At 70.3% G+C, this 24,268-nt stretch carries 19 protein-coding genes; 9 read left to right on the top strand and 10 right to left on the bottom strand.

Annotation, left to right across the window (positions count from 1 at the left end; translation table 11 throughout):
• Positions 1–101 precede the first annotated feature (101 nt).
• From ACZ5WE_RS30565 to ACZ5WE_RS30540, 6 genes are all read right to left on the bottom strand, one after another.
• Positions 102–1,604: an aldehyde dehydrogenase family protein gene (locus ACZ5WE_RS30565; RefSeq protein WP_467689626.1), complete on the bottom strand. Its 1,503-nt coding sequence runs from the start codon at positions 1,602–1,604 to the stop codon at positions 102–104.
• Positions 1,601–3,340 carry an N-acyl-D-amino-acid deacylase family protein gene (locus ACZ5WE_RS30560; protein ID WP_467689628.1) on the bottom strand — a complete coding sequence of 580 codons (1,740 nt, stop codon included), beginning with the start codon at positions 3,338–3,340 and terminating at the stop codon, positions 1,601–1,603. Before ACZ5WE_RS30560 ends, ACZ5WE_RS30565 begins: the two co-directional genes overlap by 4 nt.
• A gap of 104 nt (positions 3,341–3,444) precedes the next feature.
• Positions 3,445–4,572: an LLM class flavin-dependent oxidoreductase gene (locus ACZ5WE_RS30555; protein ID WP_467689630.1), complete on the bottom strand. Its 1,128-nt coding sequence runs from the start codon at positions 4,570–4,572 to the stop codon at positions 3,445–3,447.
• 139 nt (positions 4,573–4,711) lie between these two features.
• The gene (locus ACZ5WE_RS30550; protein ID WP_467689632.1) at positions 4,712–5,497 is read right to left on the bottom strand and encodes an SDR family NAD(P)-dependent oxidoreductase; all 786 of its coding nucleotides are present in this window, start codon (positions 5,495–5,497) and stop codon (positions 4,712–4,714) included.
• A 31-nt stretch (positions 5,498–5,528) separates the two neighbouring features.
• Entirely contained in the window at positions 5,529–6,488 is a 960-nt protein-coding gene (locus ACZ5WE_RS30545; protein WP_467689634.1) for an LLM class F420-dependent oxidoreductase, read from the bottom strand.
• A gap of 183 nt (positions 6,489–6,671) precedes the next feature.
• Entirely contained in the window at positions 6,672–7,898 is a 1,227-nt protein-coding gene (locus tag ACZ5WE_RS30540; RefSeq protein ID WP_467689821.1) for an amidohydrolase family protein, read from the bottom strand.
• A 319-nt stretch (positions 7,899–8,217) separates the two neighbouring features.
• On the opposite strand from ACZ5WE_RS30540, the gene afsR reads away from it, so the two are divergent.
• A complete protein-coding gene (gene afsR / locus ACZ5WE_RS30535; RefSeq protein WP_467689636.1) occupies positions 8,218–11,166 on the top strand; it encodes an SARP-family global regulator AfsR in 2,949 nt (982 codons plus the stop codon).
• A gap of 202 nt (positions 11,167–11,368) precedes the next feature.
• Entirely contained in the window at positions 11,369–11,551 is a 183-nt protein-coding gene (locus tag ACZ5WE_RS30530) for a sigma-like protein (protein ID WP_467689638.1), read from the top strand.
• A 384-nt stretch (positions 11,552–11,935) separates the two neighbouring features.
• On the opposite strand, the gene ACZ5WE_RS30525 is transcribed toward ACZ5WE_RS30530, so the two are convergent.
• A complete protein-coding gene (locus tag ACZ5WE_RS30525) occupies positions 11,936–12,907 on the bottom strand; it encodes a hypothetical protein (RefSeq protein ID WP_467689640.1) in 972 nt (323 codons plus the stop codon).
• A gap of 433 nt (positions 12,908–13,340) precedes the next feature.
• Between ACZ5WE_RS30525 and ACZ5WE_RS30520 the strand changes: the two genes are divergently transcribed.
• Both ACZ5WE_RS30520 and ACZ5WE_RS30515 read left to right on the top strand, forming a co-directional pair.
• The gene (locus tag ACZ5WE_RS30520; RefSeq protein ID WP_467689641.1) at positions 13,341–13,961 is read left to right on the top strand and encodes a DJ-1/PfpI family protein; all 621 of its coding nucleotides are present in this window, start codon (positions 13,341–13,343) and stop codon (positions 13,959–13,961) included.
• Between the two features lie 126 nt (positions 13,962–14,087).
• Complete coding sequence (locus ACZ5WE_RS30515) at positions 14,088–14,726, top strand: hypothetical protein (protein WP_467689643.1); 639 nt, start codon at positions 14,088–14,090, stop codon at positions 14,724–14,726.
• A 100-nt stretch (positions 14,727–14,826) separates the two neighbouring features.
• On the opposite strand, the gene ACZ5WE_RS30510 is transcribed toward ACZ5WE_RS30515, so the two are convergent.
• The gene (locus ACZ5WE_RS30510; protein WP_467689645.1) at positions 14,827–15,897 is read right to left on the bottom strand and encodes an alpha/beta fold hydrolase; all 1,071 of its coding nucleotides are present in this window, start codon (positions 15,895–15,897) and stop codon (positions 14,827–14,829) included.
• A 158-nt stretch (positions 15,898–16,055) separates the two neighbouring features.
• On the opposite strand from ACZ5WE_RS30510, the gene ACZ5WE_RS30505 reads away from it, so the two are divergent.
• Positions 16,056–16,436 carry a VOC family protein gene (locus tag ACZ5WE_RS30505; RefSeq protein WP_467689646.1) on the top strand — a complete coding sequence of 127 codons (381 nt, stop codon included), beginning with the start codon at positions 16,056–16,058 and terminating at the stop codon, positions 16,434–16,436.
• Here ACZ5WE_RS30505 and ACZ5WE_RS30500 read toward each other — a convergent pair.
• Positions 16,433–18,037, bottom strand: coding sequence for a FadD3 family acyl-CoA ligase (locus tag ACZ5WE_RS30500; protein WP_467689648.1), 1,605 nt, complete (start codon positions 18,035–18,037; stop codon positions 16,433–16,435). The two genes, ACZ5WE_RS30505 and ACZ5WE_RS30500, sit on opposite strands and share 4 nt — an antisense overlap.
• Before the next feature lie 126 nt (positions 18,038–18,163).
• On the opposite strand from ACZ5WE_RS30500, the gene ACZ5WE_RS30495 reads away from it, so the two are divergent.
• The 3 genes from ACZ5WE_RS30495 to ACZ5WE_RS30485 are packed head-to-tail and all read left to right on the top strand — an operon-like array spanning position 18,164 to position 20,598.
• Entirely contained in the window at positions 18,164–19,315 is a 1,152-nt protein-coding gene (locus ACZ5WE_RS30495; RefSeq protein ID WP_467689649.1) for a lipid-transfer protein, read from the top strand.
• A 60-nt stretch (positions 19,316–19,375) separates the two neighbouring features.
• Positions 19,376–19,831: a Zn-ribbon domain-containing OB-fold protein gene (locus ACZ5WE_RS30490; RefSeq protein ID WP_467689651.1), complete on the top strand. Its 456-nt coding sequence runs from the start codon at positions 19,376–19,378 to the stop codon at positions 19,829–19,831.
• Positions 19,828–20,598, top strand: a complete 771-nt coding sequence (locus tag ACZ5WE_RS30485; protein ID WP_467689652.1) for an enoyl-CoA hydratase/isomerase family protein — start codon at positions 19,828–19,830, stop codon at positions 20,596–20,598. The genes ACZ5WE_RS30490 and ACZ5WE_RS30485 overlap by 4 nt, the downstream gene beginning before the upstream one ends.
• A gap of 231 nt (positions 20,599–20,829) precedes the next feature.
• On the opposite strand, the gene afsK is transcribed toward ACZ5WE_RS30485, so the two are convergent.
• Entirely contained in the window at positions 20,830–23,187 is a 2,358-nt protein-coding gene (afsK, locus tag ACZ5WE_RS30480) for a protein serine/threonine kinase AfsK (protein ID WP_467689653.1), read from the bottom strand.
• Between the two features lie 361 nt (positions 23,188–23,548).
• On the opposite strand from afsK, the gene ACZ5WE_RS30475 reads away from it, so the two are divergent.
• Complete coding sequence (locus tag ACZ5WE_RS30475) at positions 23,549–24,196, top strand: TetR family transcriptional regulator (protein ID WP_367042988.1); 648 nt, start codon at positions 23,549–23,551, stop codon at positions 24,194–24,196.
• Positions 24,197–24,268 lie beyond the last annotated feature (72 nt).

Raw genomic sequence — 24,268 nt, 5'->3', positions numbered from 1 at the left:
GGCAAAAGCCAGACCGTCCGGTATGCGGGAACCGCAGCACTGTCCGTTTTGCCCGTTTCAAAATTTTCCCGAGCGTCTTCCCGCGTTCCACATAACGGACATCACCCCGGCCAGACGATCGACTGCAGCTCGCTGTACGCGTGCAGCGCGTACGAGCCCACGTCCCGGCCCACCCCGCTCCTCTTGAACCCGCCGAACGGCGCCTCCATGTTCCGGCCGATCGTGTTCACGCCGACCCCGCCCGCGCGCAGCCGCCGCGCGACACGGAAGGCGCGGGCCACGTCGCCCGACCAGACGTAGTCGAGGAGGCCGTAGTCGCTGTCGTTGGCGAGCGCGATGCCCTCCTCCTCGTCCTCGAAGGGGACCACCACCACGACCGGGCCGAAGATCTCCTCCCGGACCACCCGCATGTCGTTCGTGCAGTCCGCGAGCAGCGTCGGGGCGACGTAGAAGCCCTTCTCGAACGAGGCCGGGCGCTCGCCGCCCGCGACGACCCGCGCGCCCTCCTTCCGCCCCAGTTCGACGTACGACTCGATGCGGTCCCGATGTGCCGCCGAGATCACCGGGCCGACGATCGTTCCCCTCTCCCGTGGGTCCCCGACCTTCATGAAGCCGATGTAGCCCCGCAGCTTCTCGATCAGGGCGTCGTAGACCGCTCGGTGCGCGATGACCCTCGTCGGAGCCGTGCAGATCTGGCCGCTGTAGAAGGAGAACGTCGTCCCGATGCCCGCCACCGCCGAGTCCAGGTCCGCGTCCTCGAAGACGAGCGCCGCGCCCTTGCCGCCCAGCTCCATCAGCTGGCGTTTCATGTCCCGGCCGCACACCTCGGCGATCCGCTGCCCCACCGACGTCGAGCCGGTGAAGCTCACCATGTCGACGTCCCGGGAGTCGACGGCCGCCTCACCCACCCCGGGGCGCGCGCCGCTCACCACGTTCACCACTCCCGGCGGCGCCCCGGCCTCCTCGAGCGCCGCCGCCATCCGGTACACCGACAGCGGGTCCTGCGGAGCGGGCTTCACCAGGACCGTGTTGCCCATGGCCAGGGCGGGTGCCACCTTGCCCGCGGGGTTGGCCCACGGGTTGTTGTACGAGGTGACGCAGGTGACGACGCCCACCGGCTGGCGGACGGTGAGCGCCCCCACGACGCCCGCCTTCCCCGCCCCCACTGCCTGAAGGGCGTGGGAGGTGCCCCCACCCGCCTCGTTGATCTGCGGGGGCAGGCCGGCCTCCACCGGTTCCAGGGCGCCCTTCGCGTACCGCTTGAAGCGCGCCACCGACACCGCGACCTGCATGCCCCGCGCCGTACCGGTCGTCGCGCCGCTCTCGGCCTGGGCGAGTTCCGCGTACGAGGTGAAGTCGCGCTGCATGATCGACGCGGCGCGGTCCAGGACCGCGGCCCGTTCCTCGGGGGTGGTGCGCGACCAGGTGGCGAAGGCCTCGCGGGCGGCTCCGGCCGCCGCGTGCACCTGCTCGCGGCTCGCCTCGGGGGCGAGGCCGACCACGTCCTCCGTGGCGGGGTCGACCACCTCGTAGTGGCCGCCGTCGGGCTCGACCCACTCGCCGCCGATGAACAGCCGTTGCTCCTGGGGGAGTTGACCGCTCACCTGGTGCTCACCGTCCTGGTGTCCCGGCCCGACCGGAGCACCGTGCCGGGCGTCGCACCCGTCACGCGGTCCTCGCGGATGGCCTCGACTCCGTTGACCCACACGGCGTTGATGCCGATGGCCTTGGAGTCGAGGCGCGGGCTGTCGCCGGGCAGGTCGTGCACCAGCGTGGCCTTGCCAGCGTCGATGCGCTCGGGGTCGAAGAGGACGAGGTCGGCGTGGAAGCCCTCCTCGATACGGCCCCGCTCCCGCAGCCCGAAGAGCTGCGCGGGATCATCGGTGAGCATCTTCACCGCCTGCTCCAGGCCGACCAGCTTGCGGCCCCGCAGACAGTCCCCGATGAACCGGGTCGTGTACGGGGCGCCGCACATCCGGTCCAGATGCGCGCCCGCGTCGGAGCCGCCCAGCATGACGTCCTCGTGCTGCCAGGTCTCCTGGCGCAGGGCCCACGAGTCGGGGTCGTTGTCGGAGGGCATCGGCCAGAGCACCGTACGCAGATCGTCGTTGGCGCAGATCTCGACGAGGCACTGGAAGGCCTCCTGGCCGCGCTCGGCGGCGATGTCGCCGACGACGCGGCCGGTGAGGCCTTCGTTCTCCTTGGAGTACGTGTCCCCGATGACGTACCGGTCGAAGTGCGTGAGCCGCCGGAAGACCCCGGCCTCCTTGCTGTCGGCACGCCGCAGCATCTCGCCCCTGACGTCCGGGTCACGCAGCTTGGCGACGCGCTCGGGGACGGGCAGGCCCAGCACGTCGCCCCACCCCGGAATCAGGTTCAGTGCGCAGAAGGTGCCGAGCGACATGTTCATGGGAGTGAGGATCGGCATCGTCAGTGCCACGATCCGGCCACCGGCCTTGCGGGCGCGCTCGCTGGGGATCAGCTGGCGCGGGACGCGCTCGGGCACGGCGGCGTCGATGGTGAGGACGTTCCAGTTGAGGGGCCGTCCGGCGGCGGCGCTCATCTCGACGAACAGATCGATCTCGTCGTCGCTGAACTGGTCGAGACAGCCCGCGACGATGGCCTCCAGCTGAGTGCCCTCGTGCTCGGCAACGGCCCGGCTGAGCGCGAGCAGCTCGTCGGGCTTCGCGTGCCGGGATGCCACCGGCTGCCCGTCGCCGTCCGAGTGCGTGGACGACTGCGTGGTGGAGAGTCCCCAGGCGCCGGCATCCATGGCGTCGTGGAAGAGCCGCAGCATCTCGTCCATCTGCTCGGGCGACGGCTGACCGCCCACCGCGTCCGCGCCCATGACGTACCGCCGCAGTGCGCAATGCCCCACCATGAAGCCCGCGTTGACGGCGACACGCTCGTCCAGGGCGTCCAGATACTCGCCGAACGAACTCCACGACCAGGGTGCGCCCTCTTCGAGGGCCACGAGCGACATGCCCTCGACCTTGGACATCATCCGCCGCGTGTAGTCGGCGTCCTCCGGACGCGCGGGGTTCAACGGGGCAAGAGTGAAACCGCAGTTGCCGCCGGCGACGGTGGTGACGCCGTGGTTCAGGGACGGGGTCGCGTACGGGTCCCAGAAGAGCTGGGCGTCGTAGTGGGTGTGCGGATCGACGAAACCGGGGGCGAGGACCCGCCCTTGGGCGTCCTCACTGGTCGTGGCGGGCTCCGTGACGGCTCCGGGTTCGGCGACGACGGCTATGCGCCCGCCCCGGATGCCGACGTCGGCGGTGTACGCGGGGGCGCCTGTTCCGTCGACTACGGTCGCGCCTTTGATGAGGTGGTCGAGCATGACGAGGTCGTCCCCCTTGACGGTGGATGTGGGTGCGGAGTTGGCCCGAAGGGCGCCCCGGCCTCCGTCCGGGAGGGGAAGCCGGGGCGGTCGATGGTGGCGGCTCAGCCGCCGGAGGCACCCCGCATACGCGAGGTCCGGTGAACGGGATCCGTATCGATCTTCGGGATCACATGCTCACCGATCAACTTGATCGTGTTCTTCGTGTCCTCGGGTGAGATCCCGATCGGAAGCCCGAAGCTGAGCTGATCCGCACCCGCCTGCTCCCACCGCTTGCACTGCGTGAGCACCTCGTCCGGGTCGCCGCAGATCATCAGCTCCTCGGCGATGAGCAGCTCGATGATCTCCTCGCTGTACTCGGGGAGGAGCTCGGGCCACTCGGGGATTCCCTCGGGGCGCGGGAAGGTGTCGTGATAGCGGAACAGCAACGACTGCAGATAGTTGAGCCCGCCGCTGACGGCGATCTCCACGGCCTTCTTGTGCGTCGGTGCGCAGATCGCCGTCGAGGTCACCATGACGTTGTCGTTGACGAAGTCACCGACCGGCTCGGCTTCCTTCACGGCCGTCTTGTACGACTCCAGGACCCACTCCATGTCGGAGACCTTCTGCACGCTGAAACCGAGGACCCCGAGTCCCTTCTTGCCTGCCATCGCATACGAAGGGGGGGACCCGGCGGCGTACCACATGGCCGGGTGCGACTTCCCGTACGGCTTGGGCAGGACCTTGCGGGGCGGCAGCGACCAGTGTTTGCCCTGGAAGCCGACGTACTCGTCCTGCAGCCACATCTTGGGGAACTCGGCGATGGTCTCTTCCCAGAGTTCCTTGGTGTGGTTCATGTCGGTGATGCCCGGCATGAAGCCCAGTATCTCGTGCGAGCCGGCGCCGCGCCCCGACCCGAACTCGAAGCGCCCTTCGGAGAGATGGTCGAGCATGGCGACCTTCTCGGCGACCTTGACCGGGTGGTTCACCGGGGCGAGCGGGTTGAAGATTCCGGAGCCCAGGTGGATGCGGTCGGTGGCGTGGGCGAGATAGCCGAGGAAGACGTCGTTGGCGGAGAGGTGCGAGTACTCCTCCAGGAAGTGGTGCTCAGAGGCCCAGGCGTACTTGAAGCCGGACTTGTCCGCCTGGATGACGTACTCGGTCTCCTCGATGAGCGCCTTGTGCTCTGCTTCGGGGTCGACCTTGGCCCGCTTGGCGGGCACGTATCCCTGTACAAAGAGACCGAATTCCAAGGAGGTTCACCATCCTCGTGAGTATCTGCGAGTTTCTGACGAACCGTCAGATTGTGATGCGTCGACTGTTCCACCGGCCGCGATGACCGTCAATACCCGCGGGCGGCCCGACTGACGTGGCGTCAGGCATGGTCCTCGGTCAGACGATGCTGACCCCCGCGAGCCACCCCCCGTCGATGACGAACGGCTGCCCGGTGATGTACGCCGAGTCGCCCCCGGTCAGGAACAGCGCGAGCGCGGCGACCTCCTCGGGCCCGCCGATCCGTCCGAGCGGCACGAGATTCTTGTAGAGCTCGGCGACTGCTTCCCGTGCCTCGGCGGGGTCGGCGGTCGGGTCGAGCTGCGCCGGGTTGGTCATCGGGGTGTCGACGGCCCCCGGGCAGACGGCGTTGACCCGGATGTTCTTGGCGGCGAGCTCCAGCGCGGCGACACGGGTGAGCCCGAGGATGGCGTGCTTGGTCGCGGCGTACGCGCCGACGTACGCCATGCCCGTCATCGCCGTGTACGAGGCGGTGTTCACGATGGTCCCGCCGCCGGCCGCCTCGATCTCGGGGGCGACGTTGCGGATGCCGAGGAAACAGCCGATCTGGTTGACCCGGATGATCTGCTCGAACTCTTCGAGCGGGGTGCTGACGAGTTCGTTGAAGCGCAGGATCCCGGCGTTGTTGACGAGGCCGTCGATCTTCCCGAAGGCGTCCTTGGTGGCGCCGACCGCCGCGCCCCAGTCGGCCTCCCTGCCCACGTCGAGGTGCACGTACTTGGCCACGTCGCCACCGAGCTCCTTGGCGAGGGCCTCGCCCTGGTCGTCGAGGACGTCGGCGATGACGACCCGCGCCCCCTCGGCGGCGAAGAGCCGCGCCTCCTGCTCACCCTGCCCGCGCGCCGCACCGGTGACGATGATGACGCGGCCGTCCAGCTTGCCCATACCTGTCTCCTTGAATGAGCTCGGTGAGCTCTCAGTTGAGGTGCGGAGCGACGTCGGCGGCGAACGCCGCCATCTGATCGGTGAGTTCGGTGCGACTGCGCGAGCGGAACCTGACCTGAATCTGCTGGACGCCCATCGCGGCGTACGCGCGCAGCGACTCGGCGAGGGCGTCCGGCTTCCCGCTGAGCGTGCGCCGCCCCACGGACCAGCCGGGCTCCCCCACGTACAAGGGCTCGGCGATCGCCCCCACGACGACCGGCTCCGCGACCCCGGCCTCCTGCCTCAGCCGCTTGAGCCCGGCGATCTGCGCGGGCAGTTTGTCGCGGGGGTCGCCCTGCGGCAGCCAGCCGTCACCGCGCACGGCGGCCCTGCGGACGGCGGCGGGCGAGGAGCCGCCCACCCAGAGGGGCACGCGGGACTGCGCGGGACGCGGCTGCTGGCCGAGACCACCGAAGTCGTAGTGCTCGCCGTGGTGTTCGGGATACTCCTCGGGCCCGAGAGAGGCCTTCAGCGCGTCGATGGTCTCGTCGAGCACGGACCCACGCCGCTCGAAGTCGGCCCCTACGGCGTCGAACTCCTCCTGTACGTGCCCGGCCCCGACGCCCAGGATCAGCCGCCCGCCGCTGAGCCGGTCCAGGGTGGCGTACTGCTTGGCGGTGACGAGCGGATGCCGGAGTCCGACGACGGCGACATGGCTCATCAGCCGTACGTTCTCGGTGATCCCGGCGAGGAAGGAGAGGGTGGCCACCGGGTCGTACCAGACGGTGCTCATGGTGTCGGCGAGCCGCCGGGGTATGGCCACGTGGTCGCAGCTCGCGATGTACGCGAAGCCGCTCCGGTCGGCGGTGCGGGCGATCTCCGCGAGGTCGTCGGCGGTGGCCTCCGCCTCCCACGCCTCGGCGTAGATGACGCTCTGGGACTGGATCGGGAGCTGCATCCCGTAGACCAGTCGCCCCTGCGGGAAGATGTGCGCCAGCGCGTTGGCAGCCATGGGGACCCGACCCTTCACCTTGAACTGACGATGTGTCACATACGGCGACGGGACTCATCGTCGTAGCTGACGCATCGTCAGGCAAGAGGCGCGGAGCGACTCCTCCGAAGCAGGGCGGGCACCCGCCGGGCATGCCGGGAACGGGGAGTCCGCGACCCCGCGGACTCCCCGTTCCCCCTCTCCCTATGCCCCGGGCCCCGCCCACAGCCCGTCACCCGTGAGCCCCAGCAGATCGATCGCGTTGCCCCGCACGATCCGTTCGACCACGTCCGGCGCGAGGTGCCCCATCTGCGACTCGCCCACCTCCCTCGACTTGGGCCAGGTCGAGTCGGAGTGCGGGTAGTCGGTCTCGTACAGGACGTTCCCGACGCCGATCGCGTCGAGGTTCTGCAGCCCGAAGGCATCGTCGAAGAAGCACCCGTAGACGTGCTCGGTGAAGAGCTCGGACGGTGGCCGGTGCACCTTGTCGGCGACCCCGCCCCAACCGCGGTTCTCCTCCCACACGACGTCCGCGCGCTCAAGGATGTACGGAATCCACCCGATCTGCCCCTCCGCGTACATGATCCTGAGGTTCGGGAAGCGTTCGAACTTGCCGCTCATCAGCCAGTCCACCATCGAGAAGCAGCAGTTGGCGAAGGTGATCGTGGAACCCACGGCGGGCGGCGCGTCCGCGGACGTGCTCGGCATCTTGCTGCTCGACCCGATGTGCATGGCGATGACGGTGCCGGTCTCGTCACAGGCCCGCAGGAAGGGGTCCCACTCGTCCGTGTGGATGGAGGGGAGGCCCAGGTGCGGCGGTATCTCGGAGAAGGCGACGGCGCGCACCCCGCGGGCGGCGTTGCGGCGGACCTCGGCGGCGGCCAGTTCGGCATCCCAGAGCGGAATGAGAGTGAGGGGGATGAGACGGCCGTGCGCCTGGGGCCCGCACCACTCCTCCACCATCCAGTCGTTGTACGCGCGCACCCCGAGCAGACCCAGCTCACGGTCCTTGGCCTCGGTGAACGTCTGCCCGCAGAAGCGGGGGAAGGTGGGGAAGCAGAGGGCGGACTGGACGTGGTTGATGTCCATGTCGGCGAGCCGGTCCGGCACACTGAACGACCCCGGCCGCATCTGCTCGTACGTGATGACTTCGAGCTTGATCTCGTCCCTGTCGTACCCGACGGAGGTGTCGAGGCGGGTGAGCGGCCGGTGCAGGTCCTCGTAGATCCACCAGTCGCCGATCGGCCCTTCTTCCCCCTTCTGCCCCATCACCGGGGCGAACTTCCCGCCCAAGAAGGTCATTTCCTTCAAGGGGGCCCGGACGATGCGCGGCCCGCGGTCCTGGTACTTCGCCGGCAGCCGGTCCCGCCAGACATGGGCGGGCTCAACGGTGTGGTCGTCCACCGAGATGATCCTCGGGAACGTCGGCAGGGTCTCAGTGGTCTCCATGTGCTCCACGGTAGCGCTCATCTGACGACCCGTCAGCTCCCCGTCGGCTACTTGTCGGCCATCCATCCGCCGTCCACCGACCGTTCGTACGCCGATCATTACCGGCCGCCGGAGTGCGTGGACCCTGTGAGAGCCGTCTCGCACAGCTGACGCATCCGCCATGAACAAGGCAAACTGGCGGGGAGCAGGAGCCAAGTGGAGAACGGAACCAGGCAAAGAGCGACAATCGCGGGCAGGGCAGGCCCGCGGCGCACGACCAGGCACGGTGACGGCCGGGTACGGAAGGGCAGCAGGGGGAGCGATGGACGGTGTACCGCGAGTACCGGACCAACGGCGTCCGGCCCCGGGGAACGCCCCCGAGGAACCGAGACCGCGCTTCTGCGTGCTCGGCCCCGTACGCGCATGGCACGGCGCCGAGCAGCTGTCCATGGGCTCTCCGCAGCAGCGCGCCCTGCTCGCGGCGCTCCTGCTGCGTGACGGACGCACGGCCACGGCACATGAGCTGATCGACGCGCTCTGGGGCGACGAACCGCCCTCGCAGGCACTGGCCGCGGTCCGTACGTACGCGTCACGGCTGCGCAAGGTGCTGCCCGCCGGGGTCCTGGTCAGCGAGTCGGGCGGGTACGCGATCGCGGTGGCCGACGGTGCGCTCGACCTGGCGCTCGCGGAAGACCTGTCGACGGAGGCGGAGAAGGCCCGCTCAGTGGCCGACCTCTGCCGGGCCCGCTCCCTGTTGAACAAGGCGCTGAGCCTCTGGGACGGCGAACCCCTGGCGAACGTCCCCGGCCCTTACGCGGACACGGAACGCACACGCCTTGAGGAGTGGCGCCTGCAGCTCCTTGAATCCCGCCTGGACATGGACCTGGAGGTCGGCTGCCACGCCGAGGCCGTCTCGGAACTCACGGCCCTCACGGCGGCACACCCCCTGCGCGAACGCCTGCGCGAACTGCTGATGCTGGCGCTGTACCGCAGCGGACGCCAGGCCGAGGCCCTCGCGGTGTACGCGGACACGCGCCGCCTGCTGGCCGACGAACTGGGGGTGGACCCGCGCCCGGGCCTGAAGGAACTCCAGCAGCGCATACTCAAGGCGGACCCGGCCCTCGCGGAACCTTCGGCGGCGGCTCCGGAACCCGCGGCGACGGTGGTGCGCCCGGCCCAACTCCCTGCGACTGTCCCGGACTTCACGGGCCGAGCCGCTTTCGTGTCCGAACTGAGTGCGATCCTCTCTGCGGCAGAGGGCCGGGTGATGGCGGTCTCGGCGCTTGCGGGCATCGGGGGCGTGGGCAAGACGACGCTCGCCGTCCACGTGGCGCACGTGGCGCGGGCGTACTTCCCTGACGGGCAGCTGTACGTGGACCTGCAGGGGGCGGGAGCCAGGGCGGCGGAGCCGGAGACGGTCCTCGGCGCATTCCTGCGAGCCCTCGGAACATCGGACTCCGCGATCCCGGACTCGCTGGAGGAGAGGTCGGCGCTGTACAGGTCGGTCCTCGACGGCCGCAGGGTCCTGGTGGTCCTGGACAACGCACGCGACGCCGCCCAGGTACGCCCCCTGCTCCCGGGCATGGAGGGCTGCGCGGCGCTGGTGACGAGCCGGATCCGGATGGTGGACCTCGCCGGAGCCCACCTGGTGGACCTGGACGTGATGTCTCCCGAGGAAGCGCTGCACTTGTTCACGCGGATCGTGAGCGAGGAGAGGGTCACGTCGGAGCGGAAGGCCGCACTGGACGTGGTGGCGGCGTGCGGCTTCCTGCCGCTGGCGATCCGTATCGCGGCCTCCCGCCTGGCGGCCCGCCGCACGTGGACGGTCTCGACGCTGGCCGCGAAGCTGGCGGACGAGCGGCGCCGCCTGGACGAGCTGCAGGCGGGCGACCTCGCCGTAAAGGCAACATTCGAACTGGGCTACGGCCAACTGGAGCCGGCGCAGGCGCGGGCGTTCAGGCTCCTCGGCCTGGCAGACGGCCCGGACCTCTCCTTGGCAGCGGCGGCTGCGGTCCTGGACCTGCCGACGGAGGCGACGGAGGACCTCCTGGAGTCCTTGGTCGACACGTCCCTGGTGGAGTCGGCGGCACCGGGCCGATACCGCTACCACGACCTGGTCCGGCTCTACGCGCGTGCGTGCGCGGAGCGGGAGCTGGCGCCGAGTGAGCGGGAATCGGCGATGTCGCGGTTGCTGGATTTCTACTTGGCCTCGGCGGCGCGGGTGTACGCGATAGAGCGGCCCGGCGACCGGACAGTGGACCACCTCGAAGTGACCGAGCACGTGGGCCAGGACTTCAGTGACGACGCGAAGGCACTGGACTGGCTGCACTCGGAGGCGGCTTGCATTCTGGCCTGCGTCCAGCAGTCACTGGGGCCGAGCACGCTGCGACGGGCGGTCGATCTGCTGCTGGCTTCCAAGGACTTGGCGGAGTCGGGTGCGAGCGCACGCCGCTATGAGCTGGCCACGTCGGCTGCGCGGGATGCCGCGGCGGCGGTGGGGGACGCTCATGCGGAGGGGCGGGCTCGGGTCACACTTGCGCAGGTACTGAGCAAGGTCGGGCACTTCGACACGGCGTCCGCGGAGTTGGAGCGGGCCTCGGAACTCGGTGAGATCTCCAAGGACCCCTGGACCTGCGGAAACGGCACCAACGAGCGGGGTATCACCGCCTACTGCGTCAATGAGCACACTGCTAGCGAGACTTACTTCGTCAAGGCGATCGAGGAATTCCGCGCTGACGCCAACCGTGCAGGCGAGGCGAGCGCTCTTTGCAATCTGTCCCGCGCTCTGGACGCGATGGGGCGCACGTCCAAGGCAATAGAGCTCGCCCAGCAAGGGATGGCGATCTACGACGATCTCGGCCTGACGTTCCGTCTCGCCAACGCGAAGAGTGCTCTTGGCATCGCTCTCGGCCATGCCGGACGTCACACAGAAGCTCTCGACCAACTTATCGACGCTCTGCAGGTATTCGTGGAGAACAGGCAGCGCTTGTGGGAGGGAACAACTCACTTCCGCATCGCCCAGGTTCACCTGTCGGCCAACCAATCAGCCCAAGCCGCGCAACATGCCGAGCAGGCACTCAGCACCGGCTGCGTCGGCGGTGACTGGATGCGTGCCAACGTTCTGACCCTCCTGGGCAGGTCCCTCCACAGCATCGGGCAGGTCGACCGTGCTCGTGCCTGCTGGCGCGAAGCCCTGGCCATTCATGAAAGCTCCGGCGCCCCGGAGGCCGACGAAGTACGCGGACTCATCTCTCCGGTCCCGGCCGCCTGACCGGCCCTTCCGAGGCGTTCATCGAACGTTTATGGGCTGCTGCCACTCTCTAGGCATCGACCCGTCGCGTCGGGGGGCAGACGGATCGCATGGGCCCCACCGCTAAAGTGATCGGCCCTGAAGCGCCCGTTCGGCGACCCTCGGGGGAGTTGCCGAACGGGCGCTTCTACTCAGCGCACCGCCCGACCCAAAGGAGTTCTCTATGAGCGACGCCAAGAAGAACCAGAACATAACGACCATGGGCGACGGTCACGTTCCCGCCCCGCCGAAGGACGGCCAGTTCACCACGCAGGGCGACGGCCACGTGCCCGCCCCGCCGAAGGACGGTACGGCCACCACCCAGGGCGACGGCCACGTGCCCGCCCCGCCGGCGAAGGACGCCTGAAGACTCACATCCTGACGGGGGGTCGACCGCGGTGGCGCGGAGGGGAAGCCACCGCGGTCGACGCATGTCCGGCTACGCCAGGGACGCGAAACGCAAGAAATTCCCACCCCCACCACCCCGCCCCTCCCAGCACCCGAAACTTTCCTGCACCAGGTCCCTCACCCCCTCCAAAGCCGAGCCGATCGTCCGGCAGCCCCGTCCAGGCGTGACGCCGCCCCCGGAAAAACCAGCCCGCACCCGGTAGGAGACCAAGGAGTCCCTAGAGCCTCCCCTACGCCCCCTTCCTGGGCCGCCCGGTCAACAAGAGCTCCTGCGGTGGAGGTGGGGCGGTCAAGGGTGGAGCGCAGCGGAATCGGCGCAGCCGACGCGACATAGGAGCGCCCTTTACCGGGCCGCCGGAACCGCCACACTTCGGAGCACCGGGCGGCCCCGGCCACCACCCCACGCAGGGAGAGCGGAGCCCCCGGCCCCGCCCCGCCCCACCGCCGCCCGCACCCTTTCCACGAACGCCTCCGGTGCGTTGAAGACCTCCTCGGCTCCGAAGCGCAGTACCACCCGCACCTCGGGGCACAGCGCGAGGTCGTTGTAACGGGCCAGGTCGCGGCGGTGGGCCTCGCGGGTGCCGTGGTAGGCGAAGCCCTCGATCTCGACGACCACGCCCTCCCCGCGGAAGAGGAAGTCCGGGCGCAGGAGGCGGCCGGACGGGGTCAAGATCACCGCCTGGGACTCCGGTCGCAGCCCCGCGTCCCGCATCCGCAGTCGGGCGACCGTCTCCGCCGGTGAGCCCGCCCCCGGGTCAGCCAGGGCCAGCCACTGGCGTGCCCTCGCCGCCCCCGCCGCCGGCGGGGAATCCAAGGCCGCGGCCACGGAGTCGAGGCCGCCGATCAGGGGGCCCCGCCGGCAGCCCCCGCCGTACCGGCGGCTGCTCAGCGCCGAGTCGAGCGCCACCAGGGCGTCCTCCCTGGGCCCGCCGCACAGCAGATCCGCCAGCGTACGCGCGACCGTCGTCACCCGGAGGTCCCCCACCACGGTGATCTCCGCGGGCGGCAGGGGGGACCGGTGGACGCGGGCGCCGGTCCTGCGACGGCCGCCCAGCGGGTCGGTGAACTCCAGCTCCTCCCCCAGTACTTCGATGCGCCACAGCGCCGCCGCCGACCGGTGGCTCGCGACCAGGCCCGGCATCGTCAACTGCCCCGCCCAGAGCCGCACCGCCAGATCCACCGCGCGTCCGGGCTCCGCCCAGCCCCCGCCCGGAATGCGCGTCCACCCCTCGGCGGCCAGGCTTCTGGAGAGCGTGCTCGCCGACCAGCCCGCATCCCTGGCCCAGCACGTGAGCAGCACCCCCTCTACGGCCAACTCCCTCAGCCCACCCCGCTTCCCCGCGCCCCGCGGCCCCCTTGAACCCCCCATCACCCCAGGTTGCCGCACTTCGCCCTTGCCCGGATCAGGCTGTGGATATCTGCCTCCCTGTGGATAACCACGGGTGCGCCACTCACCACCGGCCGCCGCCGGTCGCCGCCGGTCGCCGCCGGTCGCCGCCGGTCGCCGCCGGTCGCCGGCGCCATCGTCGTCGCCATCGCGCCGTCGTCGCCGACGCGTGGCAGGAAAGGTGGGCTGCTCGTCATTGCGGACACCGGGGCGCGTCACAAGACTTGACCCGCGGGCAAGACGCCGGCCCGCACCCACCGCCTCCGGTACCACTTCCGGTACCACTTCCAGTACCGCCTCCGGTACGACCCCCGTACCACCTACGTACCACCTCCGTACCACCTCCGGGAAGGGACCCCCCATGCAGATCGCGATCCTCCTCTACGACAAGTTCACCGCCCTCGACGCGATAGGCCCCTTCCAGACCCTCGCCGGGCTTCCCGGCGCCGAAGTCGTCTTCGTCGCCGAGGAGACCGGTCCCGTACTCGATGACACCCGGGCCCTCTCCCTCGTCGCCACGAAGTCCCTCGCCGAGGTGAGCAGCCCGGACATCGTCGTCGTACCGGGAAGCCCGGAGCCCGATCTCGCGAACGAGGCCGTCCTCGACTGGCTGCGCACCGTCGACGCAACCACCACCTGGACCACCTCTGTCTGCACCGGATCGCTCATCCTCGCGGCCGCCGGCCTCCTCAAGGGCCGTCGCGCCACGTCCCATTGGCTCGCCCTTGAGCAGATCAAGCAGTTCGGGGTCGATTCGACCGGGCAACGCGTCGTCCTCGACGGGAAGTACGTCACCGGCGCGGGCGTCTCCGCCGGCATCGACATGGGCCTCACTCTCGCCGGGAAGATCGCGGGCGACGAGCACGCGCAGACCGTACAGCTGCTCATCGAGTACGACCCCCAGCCGCCGTACGACGCCGGCTCCCCGGAGAAGGCTCCCGCCGCCCTGGTGGAGAAGTTCCGGGCACAGACCATGTCCTAGCCGACCCCGCCCCATCGGACCCCGCCTCAGCAGACCCCGCCCCGTCAGACCGTGGCCGGTGAACCGTGTCCCAGCCGTGTCCCGAGCTCGCCGTGCGTCTCGAACGTTCGTGGCAGAGTCACCCACATGGTCCGCACGATCCGCACGACCCGCCTGGTAGGCACGGCCCGTCTGGTCACCTCAACTCGGCGGCGGCGCCACGGCGTCGCCGCATCCGCACTCCTCGCGGGCGCCGCCCTCGTAACCGGCTGCGGCGAGCAGAGCCCCGGTGACACCACAGCCACCACCTCCACCGCAACCTCCTCAGCGGCCCCCTCACCCTCCCCGTACGTGGAACCCGGCGTCGTCGACGGCGCACCCCACAACGGTGACAACAACGCCTACCGCCACCCCGGCGACATGTCTCCGGCGGACGAGGAGGCCGCCGAGGCCGAGGCGGCCCGCATGGAGCCCGCCCTCAAGCGGCTCCACACGGAGAAGGACTGGGACCCGAAGAGTGTGAAGGCCGCGCTCACCGGCGAGCTCGGTTACGAGATCCGCAGGACGACCGGCGGCGGCAAGCTGCTCGGCGGCGAGCTCGAAGTGCAGGAGATGCGCTCGCGCTACGAGAACGACGCGTACATCACGCCCGAAGGCGCGTCGATCGGTCTCTACGTCGGCGACCACGCCTGCGTCACCGCCTTCGTGCAGCCGACCAACTACGGCGTGAAGACCAACGGGCGCTTCCCGGAGACCGGCTGCATGGAACCACCCACCGGCCACTGAGGTCAGCCCCGATCAGCCCGGGCAGCCCGGGCAGACCCAGGGAGTCCCAGGGAGCCCCGATCAGCCCCGGTCAGTCCCAGGGAGCCCCAGTCACCCCCGGTCAGCCCCGGGTATGAATTGACCTCAGCCAGTCCACCAGAATGCGGTTCACCTCGAACGCCCGCTCCTGCTGCACCCAGTGGCCGCAGCCCTCCAGGATGTGCGAGGACACCAGGCCGGGCAGCGTCTCCGGGTACGCCTTGATCGCGTCCGCCAGCCATGTCGTCGACGCGTCCTGGTCACCGCCGATGAAGAGCGAAGGCTGGGCGATCGGGGCTCCGTCCCACGCGGCCAGGTCCTCCCAGTCGCGGTCGACGTTGCGGTAGCGGTTGAGTGCGCCGGTCAGGCCGGTGCGCTCGAACTCGGCAGCGTAGACGTCCAGATCGGCCTCCGTAAGCCAGGAGGGAAGTCGCAGCGCCCCTCCCGCGCCTGACGGGAAGCGGTCGGACATCCTTCCGCCCCGGCGGACGAAGTGCAGGCTCCCGTCATCGGTTGACGGCATCGTGTCGGCCGAAAGGCCCGCGTAGAACCCCGCGAGCCAACCCCGCACATCCGGCTCGATCTCCGCCTCCGCCCTCCCCTGCTCCTGGAAGTAGCTGACGTAGAACTCCTCGTCGTCACCGCCGATCCGAGCGAAGGCGTCCGTCGGCCGGATGCCGCTCCTCGGCGCGTACGGAACACTCAGGAGGCCCACCGCCGTGAACACGTCGGGCCGCAGCAGCGCCGAGTTGGCCGCGATCGTCGAGCCCCAGTCATGCCCCACGATCGTCGCGGTCTGCGCACCCGTCTTCGCACCCGCACCCGCACCCGCGTCCGCACCCGTCTCCGCGCTCAGGGCGCGCACCACTCCCACGTTGTCGGCGACGTGCGCCAGCACCCGGTACGCGTCCACGTCACGCGGCTTCGACGAGCGCCCGTAGCCCCGCACATCGATCGCCACCGCACGGAAGCCCGCCTCGGCGAGCACCGGGAGCTGGTGGCGCCAGGAGTACCAGGACTCGGGGAAGCCGTGGACGAGGAGGACGAGCGGGCCGGCCCCCTGCTCCACGAGGTGAATCCGCCCACCGGGTACGTCCACCAGTCGGTGGCGCTGCGCGTGGCGTTGCCCGTGGCGTTGCGCGTGATGCGGCATCTGCCCCTCCCGGATCAGTGAGTACGTCGTACGTCATGATCCTGGGCCCATGCCTCCCCCGCCCGCGAGAAACTTTGCCGGGTCGGCAAATGGCTCAGCCCGCGCCGGCCCGGAAATCCGATGGACAGCGCCCGGCGCCGTCGCCGATAGTGCCGCGCATGGCCTCTCTTGTGCGTCACCTCACCTTTGACTGTTCCGATGCCTACCGTCAGGGCACCTTCTGGGCCGAAGTGCTCGGTGGGAAGATCGCCGAGGATGACTTTCCCGGGGACCCGGAAGCCCTGGTCACCGCCGACGGCATCACCGTGCTCTTCGTGACCGTGCCCGACACCAAGACCGTCAAGAACCGTCTGCACGTCGACCTCCAGCCGCAGGACCGCACCCGCGACGAAGAGGTCGAGCGGATCGTCGCGCTCGGCGCCAAGATCGTGGGCGACCACCGGGTGCCCGACGGGCGCGGCTGGGTCACCCTCAGCGACCTGGAGGGCAACGAGTTCTGCGTCGAGCGCAGTGCCGCCGAGCGTGCGGCGAGCAACTAGGTCCGGCGGAAGCGGAGTTCGTGTTTGACGACCTTGCCGCTCGCGTTCCTCGGCAGGTCCGTCACGAACTCGATCTCCCTGGGGACCTTGTAGTTCGCCATCTCCCGGCGTGACCAGGCGATCAGGTCGTCCGCCGTGAGGACCGCACCCGGGCGCCGGACCACGTACGCCTTTCCGACCTCACCGAGCCGCGGGTCCGGTACGCCGATCACCGCCACGTCCGCCACCTGCGGGTGCACGCCGATGAGTTGCTCTATCTCGGCGGGGTAGGCGTTGAACCCGCCGACGATGAACATGTCCTTGATGCGGTCGGTGATGCGCAGGTTGCCCGCCTCGTCGAGGACCCCGACATCGCCGGTCCGCAGCCAGCCGTCCGGCGTGAGAGCCTTCTCCGTCTCCGCCGGGTCCTCGAAGTAGCCCTGCATGACGTTGTGTCCGCGTACGAGGATCTCGCCGGGGTGGCCCGGCGAGAGCACCTCGCCGCCGGGGCTCACCACCCGCACCTCCGTGTCCGGGATGGCCCGTCCGGAGGTGGAGGCGATGACTCGCGCGGGGTCTCCCTGGCGGCACATCGTGACGATGCCGCTCGCCTCCGAGAGGCCGTACGCCGTCAGGACGGTGGCGATGTGCAGCTCGGTGCGCAGGCGCTCGACCAGTTGCAGCGGGACCACCGCCGCGCCCGTGACCACCAGGCGCAGGGCCGACAGGTCGTGCTGGTCGCGGGCGGGATGGTCGAGGAGGGACTGGTGGAGGGTCGGCGGCCCGGGGAGCACCGAGATCCGTTCCGCCGCGATGTTCGCGAGGACGGTGTCCACGTTGAACACCGGTTGCGGGATCATCGTCGCGCCGCGCATCAGGCAGGCGATGATCCCCGCCTTGTAGCCGAAGGTGTGGAAGAACGGGTTGACGATGAGGTAGCGGTCGCCTTCCCGCAGGCCCGCCAGCTCGCTCCAGATGCCGTAGCAGCGCATGGTCTGGGCGTGGGTGATGACCGCGCCCTTGGGGCGGCCGGTCGTGCCCGAGGTGTAGACGATGTCCGAGGGGGCGGCGCTGTCGATGCCCGCCGACCTGGCCCGCACCTCGTCGCCGCTCACCCCGTCGCCGCCGGCCACGAACTCCTTCCAGGTGCGGAAGTCCTCCGGGGCGTCGTCCGCGAGCACGACCACCTGTTCCAGGTGCGGGAGACCAGGCAGCGGGCCGTCCCCCTTTCCGTCCCCGGCCGCACGGCGCAGCGAGGCCACGTACGACGTGCCGAGGAAGGTGCCTGTCGCGAAGAGCAGCTTGGCGCGGCTGCGGTGCAGTACGTAGGCGGCCTCGGCGCCCTTGAAGCGGGTGTTGAGGGGCACCAGGACCGCGCCCGCCGACACCGCGCCCAGCGCCGAGACGATCCAGTCGAGGGTGTTCGGGGCCCAGACGGCCACTCTGTCACCGGAGTTGACCCCGCAGGCCATGCACGCGGCGGCGGCCCGCTCCACGCGCCGGGCGAGTTCGGTGTACGAGATGCGGGTGCGGCCCTCGACGACCGCCTCCCGGTCCCCGTACCGCTCGGCCGCCGCTCGGACCAGCCCCGGGATGCTGTCCCACTCCAGGTCGCCGTGCATCGCAAGCCCCTCCGCCGCAGTAGCTGACTAACCGTCAGATTAGCTGTAACCTGACGCGCTGTCAGCAGTCGGGACGACGTAGGGCGAAGCCCCGGTGCCTCGCCACTCGCGGAGGTGTCGTTGCCCATGGCTTCACTCAAGGACGCTACAGCGATAGTCGGGATCGGGCAGACGGCGTTCGCGAAACAACTGCCCGAGGACGAGAAGACGTTGGCCTGCCGGGCGATCGTCGCCGCGCTCGACGACGCGGGCATCGCCCCGTCCGAGGTCGACGCCTTCGCCTCGTACACGATGGAGGAGACGGACGAGGTCGAGGTCGCCAAGGCGATCGGCGCGGGTGACGTGACCTTCTTCAGCAAGGTCGGTTACGGCGGCGGCGGTTCCTGCGCGACCATCGCGCACCTCGCGTCCGCCATCGCCACCGGACAGGCGAGCGTCGGCATCGCCTGGCGCTCCCGAAAGCGGGGCAGCGGGCCACGCCCCTGGAAGAACACAGCGGTCCAACTCCCCACCCCCGGCCAGTGGACACGCCCCTTCGGCCTGCTCCGCCCGGCGGACGAGATCGGGATGCTGGCACGCCGCTACATGCACGAGTACGGGGCGACCCGCGACCACCTGTTCAACGTCGCCCTCGCGTGCAGGAACCGGGCGAACCAGAATCCGGCCGCGATGATGTACGAACGCCCGCTGACCCGCGAGATGTACATGTCCTCGCGCTGGATCAGCGAGCCGCTGTGCCTCTTCGACAACTGCCTTGAGACGGACGGCGCGTTGGCGTGCGTGATCGTCTCCGCAGAGCGGGCGCGGGACTGCCGCCAGAAGCCCGTGTACGTCCACTCCGTCGCCCAGGGGCTGCCCGCGCAGCACCACGGGATGGTCAACTACTGGAACGAAGACCCGCTGACGGGCCCCGCGTGGACGGCGGCCCGCCACCTCTGGAAACAGGCGGACTTCGCCCCCGAGGACGTGGACGTGGCCCAGATCTACGACGCGTTCACCCCCCTGATCCCGCTGTCCCTGGAGGGCTACGGCTTCTGCGGCCGGGGCGAGGGCGGCGCGTTCACGGAGGGCGGCGCGCTGGAGAGCGGGGGCCGCCTGCCGATCAACACCGGGGGCGGCGGCCTGAGCGAGGCGTACGTCCACGGCTTCAACCTCATCAACGAGGGCGTGAAGCAGCTGCGGGGCACGAGTACGGCGCAGGTGCCGAACGCGGCCACGTGCTTGGTGACGGCGGGCGAAGGTGTGCCCACGTCGGCGGTGCTGCTCCGGGCCCCGTAAGGAGCGCGGGGAACTGCGCGAGCAACCACATCCCACCCGCAGCCGCAAAAGGACACTCCCATGGCAGACGCGACGAGCGAACCCCTCCTTGCGCCCACGATCGACGCAGACGGCGCCCCCTTCTGGCAGTACGCCGCCCAGGGCGAACTGCGGATCCAGGCCTGCGCCAACCCCAGCTGTGGGGAGCTCCGGTGGCCGCCAAGGCCCTGCTGCCCCCACTGCCAGTCCTTCGAAAGCGAGTGGCAACGCATGAGCGGCAGGGGCCGCATCTGGTCCTACGTCCGCCCTCACCCACCCCTGCTCCCCGCGTACGCGGAACACGCCCCGTACAACGCGATCATCGTGGAGCTGACCGACGCCCCCCGCATCCGCCTGGTCGGCAACCTCGTCACCGCCCCGGACGCCCCGCTGGACTCCGTCGACCCCGACCGCCTCCGTATCGGCGCGAAAGTGCAGGTCACGTTCACCGACGTGGACGGCATCGCGATGCCCCGCTGGCTCCTGGAGCGGCCATGAGCGTGCGGACGGCGATCGACAAGGACACGGGCGTCACGGTCGTCACCCTCGACCGCCCCGCCCGGCACAATGCCATCGACGCGGAGACGGCATCCCAACTCATCGCCACCTGGAAGGAGTTCCGCTTCGTCGACTCCGTGCGGGCGATCGTCCTCACCGGCGCCGGGGAGAAGGCGTTCTGCACCGGCATCGACCGCGACACGGATGTGCCGCAGCCCGGCTCCCCCTACTCGATGGACGATCCGCTCCTGTCCGTCGGCCCCAAGGCCAACGACCTGTGGAAGCCGGTCATCGCCGCCGTCAACGGCATGGCGTGCGGCGGCGCCTTCTATCTCCTGGGCGAGGCGGAGTTCGTCATCGCCGCCGAGCACGCCACGTTCTTCGACCCGCACACCACGTACGGCATGGTCAGCGCGTACGAGGCGATCCTCATGGCGCAGCGCATGCCGCTCGGCGAGGTCGCCAGGATGTCGCTGATGGGTACGGCCGAGCGGATCTCCGCGCGGAGGGCGTACGAGACGGGTCTGGTCTCCGAACTGGCCCCGCCCGCCGACCTGTTGGCGGCGGCCACCCGCGCCGCGGAGGTCATCGCCTCGTACCCGACCGAGCCGGTCCAGGGCACGGTACGAGCGATCTGGGCGGCGAAGGAGGCCGCCCGCACCCAGGCCCTGGCCCAGGCCCCGCACCTCATCGCACTCGGCAATCTGCCCCCGGAGCGACAGGCGGGGCTTTTCACGGGGCGCGGCCGCGACTTCCGGATCAGGTGAGCGAATCAAACAACCGCCTCGCGCGGTTCACGCACTCGGCGTAACGTCACGAGTGGACGGCCGCCGTCCGGAGCCCCTTCCAAAGCTGGTACGACGGCCGTCACGAGGCGCGTCCCGCACCTGACGCGGCTCGACGCGGGGTGCTCGGGTGGCGGGCGGGGAAAAATCCGCCGCGAAGCGGCGGCGCAGGCCGGACACAACCCGCACCCGAGAGACAGGCACCCAGGTCCGCTAGGACCGCGCGGTGCCCGTCCCCCGCTCCGCGTCCAGCGCGTACACGCACCGGTCCTTGCTGCACGCGTACACCACGCCGTCCCGCACCACAGGCGCCCCGGTGATCTCGCCGCCCGTGGCCAGCTTCCAGCGCAGGCGGCCGTCGTCCGCCTTCAGGGTGTACAGCAGGTGGTCCGTCGAGCCGAAGTGGATCCGCCGGTCGGCCACGACGGGCGTGCCGACGACCTCGCCGCCGGCCTGGAACCGCCACTTCGGCGTGCCCGTCACCGCGTCCAGGGTGTAGAGCCCCTTGCCGCTGCCCACGTGGACGTGGCCGTCGGCCACCAGGACGGGCTCGATCGACGCCCGGGACTCCGTGGCGATGCGCCACCGGTCGCGGCCGTCCGTGGCGTCGAGGGCGTACACGGTTCCGAGGTAGTCCGCGAGGTACACGCCGCCGCCGGTGACCGCGGGTCCCGGCGCGAACGCGGGCGGACACAGGAACGCGGCGGGCGCCTCGAAGTGCCAGCGGACATGCCCGCCGGACACGTCGATCGCGAGGACCCGGGAGCCCGCGGACACGTACACGTACCCGTCCTGGGCGGGCGCGAGCCGCACGGGCACGCCGCCGCAGGAGGCCGCGTCGCCGATGGGGTACGACCACCGCTCGTCGCCGGTGCGGGCCTCCAGGGCGCGCAGGCGCGCGTTCTGCCAGACGTAGACCGTGCCGTCGTGGACGACGGGGCCCGCCTCGGGGGTCTCGAAGTCGGTCTGGGCCCCGGTGATCTCCCAGAGCTTCTCGCCGTTCGCGGCCTCCCAGGCCTGTACGCCGCCGCCGCGTGTCCCGGTGACGACGGTGCCGCGGTCGGCCTGCAGGGAGTACACCCAGGCGTCGGTGTTCAGGCGCCACAGGTCGGTGCCCTCGGCGCCGTCCAGGGCGTAGAGCGTGGGGCCGTCGGAGGCGTGGATACGTCCGTCGGCGACCGCCATGGACCAGGCGACGTCCCGCGTCTTGAAGCTGCGGCGGCCCGTTCCGACGTCCAGGGCGTGGACCTCGAAGGACGTGACGTACACGAGGTTCCCCGCGACGGCGGGCGTCCCCCACACGTCGTTCGACATCCGGAACCGCCACGGCCGCCACGCGGACCCCGCGTCCGGCGCGGCGGAGGGGGCGGGCACCACGGGGTCGACGCCGTTCGCCGCGGCCTTGGACCGCGACCACGAGGCGGCGAGCCCGGTGTCGGCGGGCACGGTGCCCACGGCGGCGCGTGCGTCGGCCACCCGCGGCCCCGGACCGATCGGCACCTTCGCCCCGGCGAGGTGCACGGGGCCTGCGTCCGGCACGCCTCCGAAGGGCGGCGGCTGCGTGGGCGGTGGCGGCGGGGCGTGCTGCGGAGGGGGCGGCGCGACGGCGGGGGCACCGCCTCGGCCACCGCTCCTGCCCGAGGAGGCGAGCACGGCCCGCGCGGGCGGACGGCCGCCCCTGCGGGCCTCGATCAGCGCGACGGCCCGCTCCGGCAGCCACGCGGACGCGGTGCCGCTGTCGCCGTCCTCGCTCTCCGAGGCGAAGAGGTGCGGCGCGAGCTGGGCCTGGAGGTCGGCGGGGCTCGGCCGCAGCGCCGCCTCCATCTGCATGCACGTCTCGATGAGCGGACGCAGCTCTTCCGGGAGTCCCTCCAGGTCAGGGCCTTCGCGGAGCAGCATGAAGACGGTCTCGACGGGGTTCGCCCCGTGGAAGGGGGCGTGCCCGGTGGCGGCGAAGACGAGCATCGAGCCGAGCGAGAAGACGTCGCTGGCGCCGGTGACGCTGCGCGAGTCCTTCGCCTGCTCGGGCGACATGTAGGCGGGCGTGCCCACGGCGACGTTCGTCATGGTCAGGCGGGTGTTGGAGACGCCGGACGCGATGCCGAAGTCGATCACGCGCGGGCCGTCCTCCACCACGAGGACGTTCGAGGGTTTGAGGTCGCGGTGGACCAGGCCCGCGCCGTGGATGGACTCCAGGGCCTCTGCGACGCCGGCCGCGAGCCAGCGCACGGCCTGGGTGGGCAGCGGCCCGTGCTCATTCACTATTTCCTCGAGCGAGGGAGCGGGCACATAGGCGGTGGCCAGCCACGGCACGGCCGCACGCGGGTCGGCGTCCACCACGGCGGCCGTGTAGAAACCGGACACCGCCCTTGCCGCCTCGACCTCGCGCGTGAAGCGGACGCGGAACAGCTGGTCCTCGGCGAGCTCGGTCCTGACCGTCTTGATCGCCACGCGCCGCCCTGACGCGGAGCGCGCGAGGTAGACAAGGCCCATGCCACCGGCTCCGAGCCGGCCGAGCACCTCGAACGGGCCGATCCGCCTCGGATCGTGCTGCGTCAGCTGATCCACCACTTGCCCTGCCACCTCCCCGTACGCGGGCGCCGTATGGGCGGCCCCGTGCAGCGTCTCACCACCGAGCCGCTACGGCGGCACGCACCCTGATTCTTCCTGTCCGGGGCGGTGGTTGCGAACCCGGGGCGGGATCGGGGTGTTGTGGGACAAAGAAGACGCAAGAAGAAGGAGATATGTGAGCGAAACCGGATTCGAACCTGTGGTCTATTCCATTCCGGCGCCCGGCAGTCGCCCGATCCGCCGCCGGACGGTCGTCCCACCGGCGTGCGCAATCGAGGCGGATACGCCCCTCAATTCGGCCCCCAACCCCATTTGCACTCGGCCGAATCGCGCTCCGATCACCCCTCGGTAAGCTGACGGCATGACAGGACAGGTACGTACCGTCGACGGCCGCGTGGCCGGTCGACGTGGTCAGGCGACGCGTCAGAAGCTGCTCGACTGCCTCAGCGAGATGCTCAGCTCCTCGCCCTACCGGGACGTCAAAGTCATCGACGTCGCCCGGAAGGCGGGGACTTCACCCGCGACCTTCTATCAGTACTTCCCCGACGTCGAGGGCGCCGTTCTCGAGATCGCCGAGCAAATGGCGGCCGAGGGCGCGGAGTTGACCCAGCTCCTCGACGGCCGCTCATGGGTCGGCAAGGCGGGGTGGCAGACCGCACAGGAGCTGGTCGACGGCTTCCTCGACTTCTGGCGCAAGAACGACGCGATCCTGCGGGTCGTCGATCTGGGCGCCGCGGAGGGCGACAAGCGCTTCTACAAGATCCGCATGAAGATCCTGAACTCGGTCAACAACTCCCTTACGGACACGGTCAAGGAACTCCAGGCCAAGGGCAAGGTCGACAAGGACGTGAGCCCGGCGGCGATGGCGGGTTCACTCGTGGCCATGCTCGCCGCGGTCGCCTCGCACCAGCGCGGCTTCCAGTCCTGGGGCGTCAAGCAGGCCGAACTGAAGCCCAACCTCGCACTGTTGGTGCATCTGGGCGTAACAGGCAAGAAGCCGACGAAGTAGGGCATCGAGTACGTTACTTCTGACGCTTTCCCAAGTCCTGTCACCTCAGCGGCGGATCACGGTGTTCCAGTG

Source organism: Streptomyces sp. NPDC033180 (genome assembly GCF_055577645.1).
The sequence above is the reverse complement of the archived record's forward strand: the minus strand, read 5'-3'. Positions and strand labels throughout refer to the sequence as shown.

Excerpts from the sequence above, each read along its gene's own strand:
- ACZ5WE_RS30560 (WP_467689628.1), bottom strand. The coding sequence starts at position 3,340 with ATGCTCGACCACCTCATCAAAGGCGCGACCGTAGTCGACGGAACAGGC.
- ACZ5WE_RS30515 (WP_467689643.1), top strand. The coding sequence starts at position 14,088 with ATGGTCCGCACGATCCGCACGACCCGCCTGGTAGGCACGGCCCGTCTG.
- ACZ5WE_RS30490 (WP_467689651.1), top strand. The coding sequence starts at position 19,376 with ATGGCAGACGCGACGAGCGAACCCCTCCTTGCGCCCACGATCGACGCA.
- ACZ5WE_RS30485 (WP_467689652.1), top strand. The coding sequence starts at position 19,828 with ATGAGCGTGCGGACGGCGATCGACAAGGACACGGGCGTCACGGTCGTC.
- ACZ5WE_RS30475 (WP_367042988.1), top strand. The coding sequence starts at position 23,549 with ATGACAGGACAGGTACGTACCGTCGACGGCCGCGTGGCCGGTCGACGT.
- ACZ5WE_RS30505 (WP_467689646.1), top strand. The coding sequence starts at position 16,056 with ATGGCCTCTCTTGTGCGTCACCTCACCTTTGACTGTTCCGATGCCTAC.
- ACZ5WE_RS30545 (WP_467689634.1), bottom strand. The coding sequence starts at position 6,488 with ATGGCTGCCAACGCGCTGGCGCACATCTTCCCGCAGGGGCGACTGGTC.
- ACZ5WE_RS30550 (WP_467689632.1), bottom strand. The coding sequence starts at position 5,497 with ATGGGCAAGCTGGACGGCCGCGTCATCATCGTCACCGGTGCGGCGCGC.
- ACZ5WE_RS30520 (WP_467689641.1), top strand. The coding sequence starts at position 13,341 with ATGCAGATCGCGATCCTCCTCTACGACAAGTTCACCGCCCTCGACGCG.
- ACZ5WE_RS30495 (WP_467689649.1), top strand. The coding sequence starts at position 18,164 with ATGGCTTCACTCAAGGACGCTACAGCGATAGTCGGGATCGGGCAGACG.
- ACZ5WE_RS30530 (WP_467689638.1), top strand. The coding sequence starts at position 11,369 with ATGAGCGACGCCAAGAAGAACCAGAACATAACGACCATGGGCGACGGT.
- afsR (WP_467689636.1), top strand. The coding sequence starts at position 8,218 with ATGGACGGTGTACCGCGAGTACCGGACCAACGGCGTCCGGCCCCGGGG.
- ACZ5WE_RS30500 (WP_467689648.1), bottom strand. The coding sequence starts at position 18,037 with ATGCACGGCGACCTGGAGTGGGACAGCATCCCGGGGCTGGTCCGAGCG.
- ACZ5WE_RS30510 (WP_467689645.1), bottom strand. The coding sequence starts at position 15,897 with ATGCCGCATCACGCGCAACGCCACGGGCAACGCCACGCGCAGCGCCAC.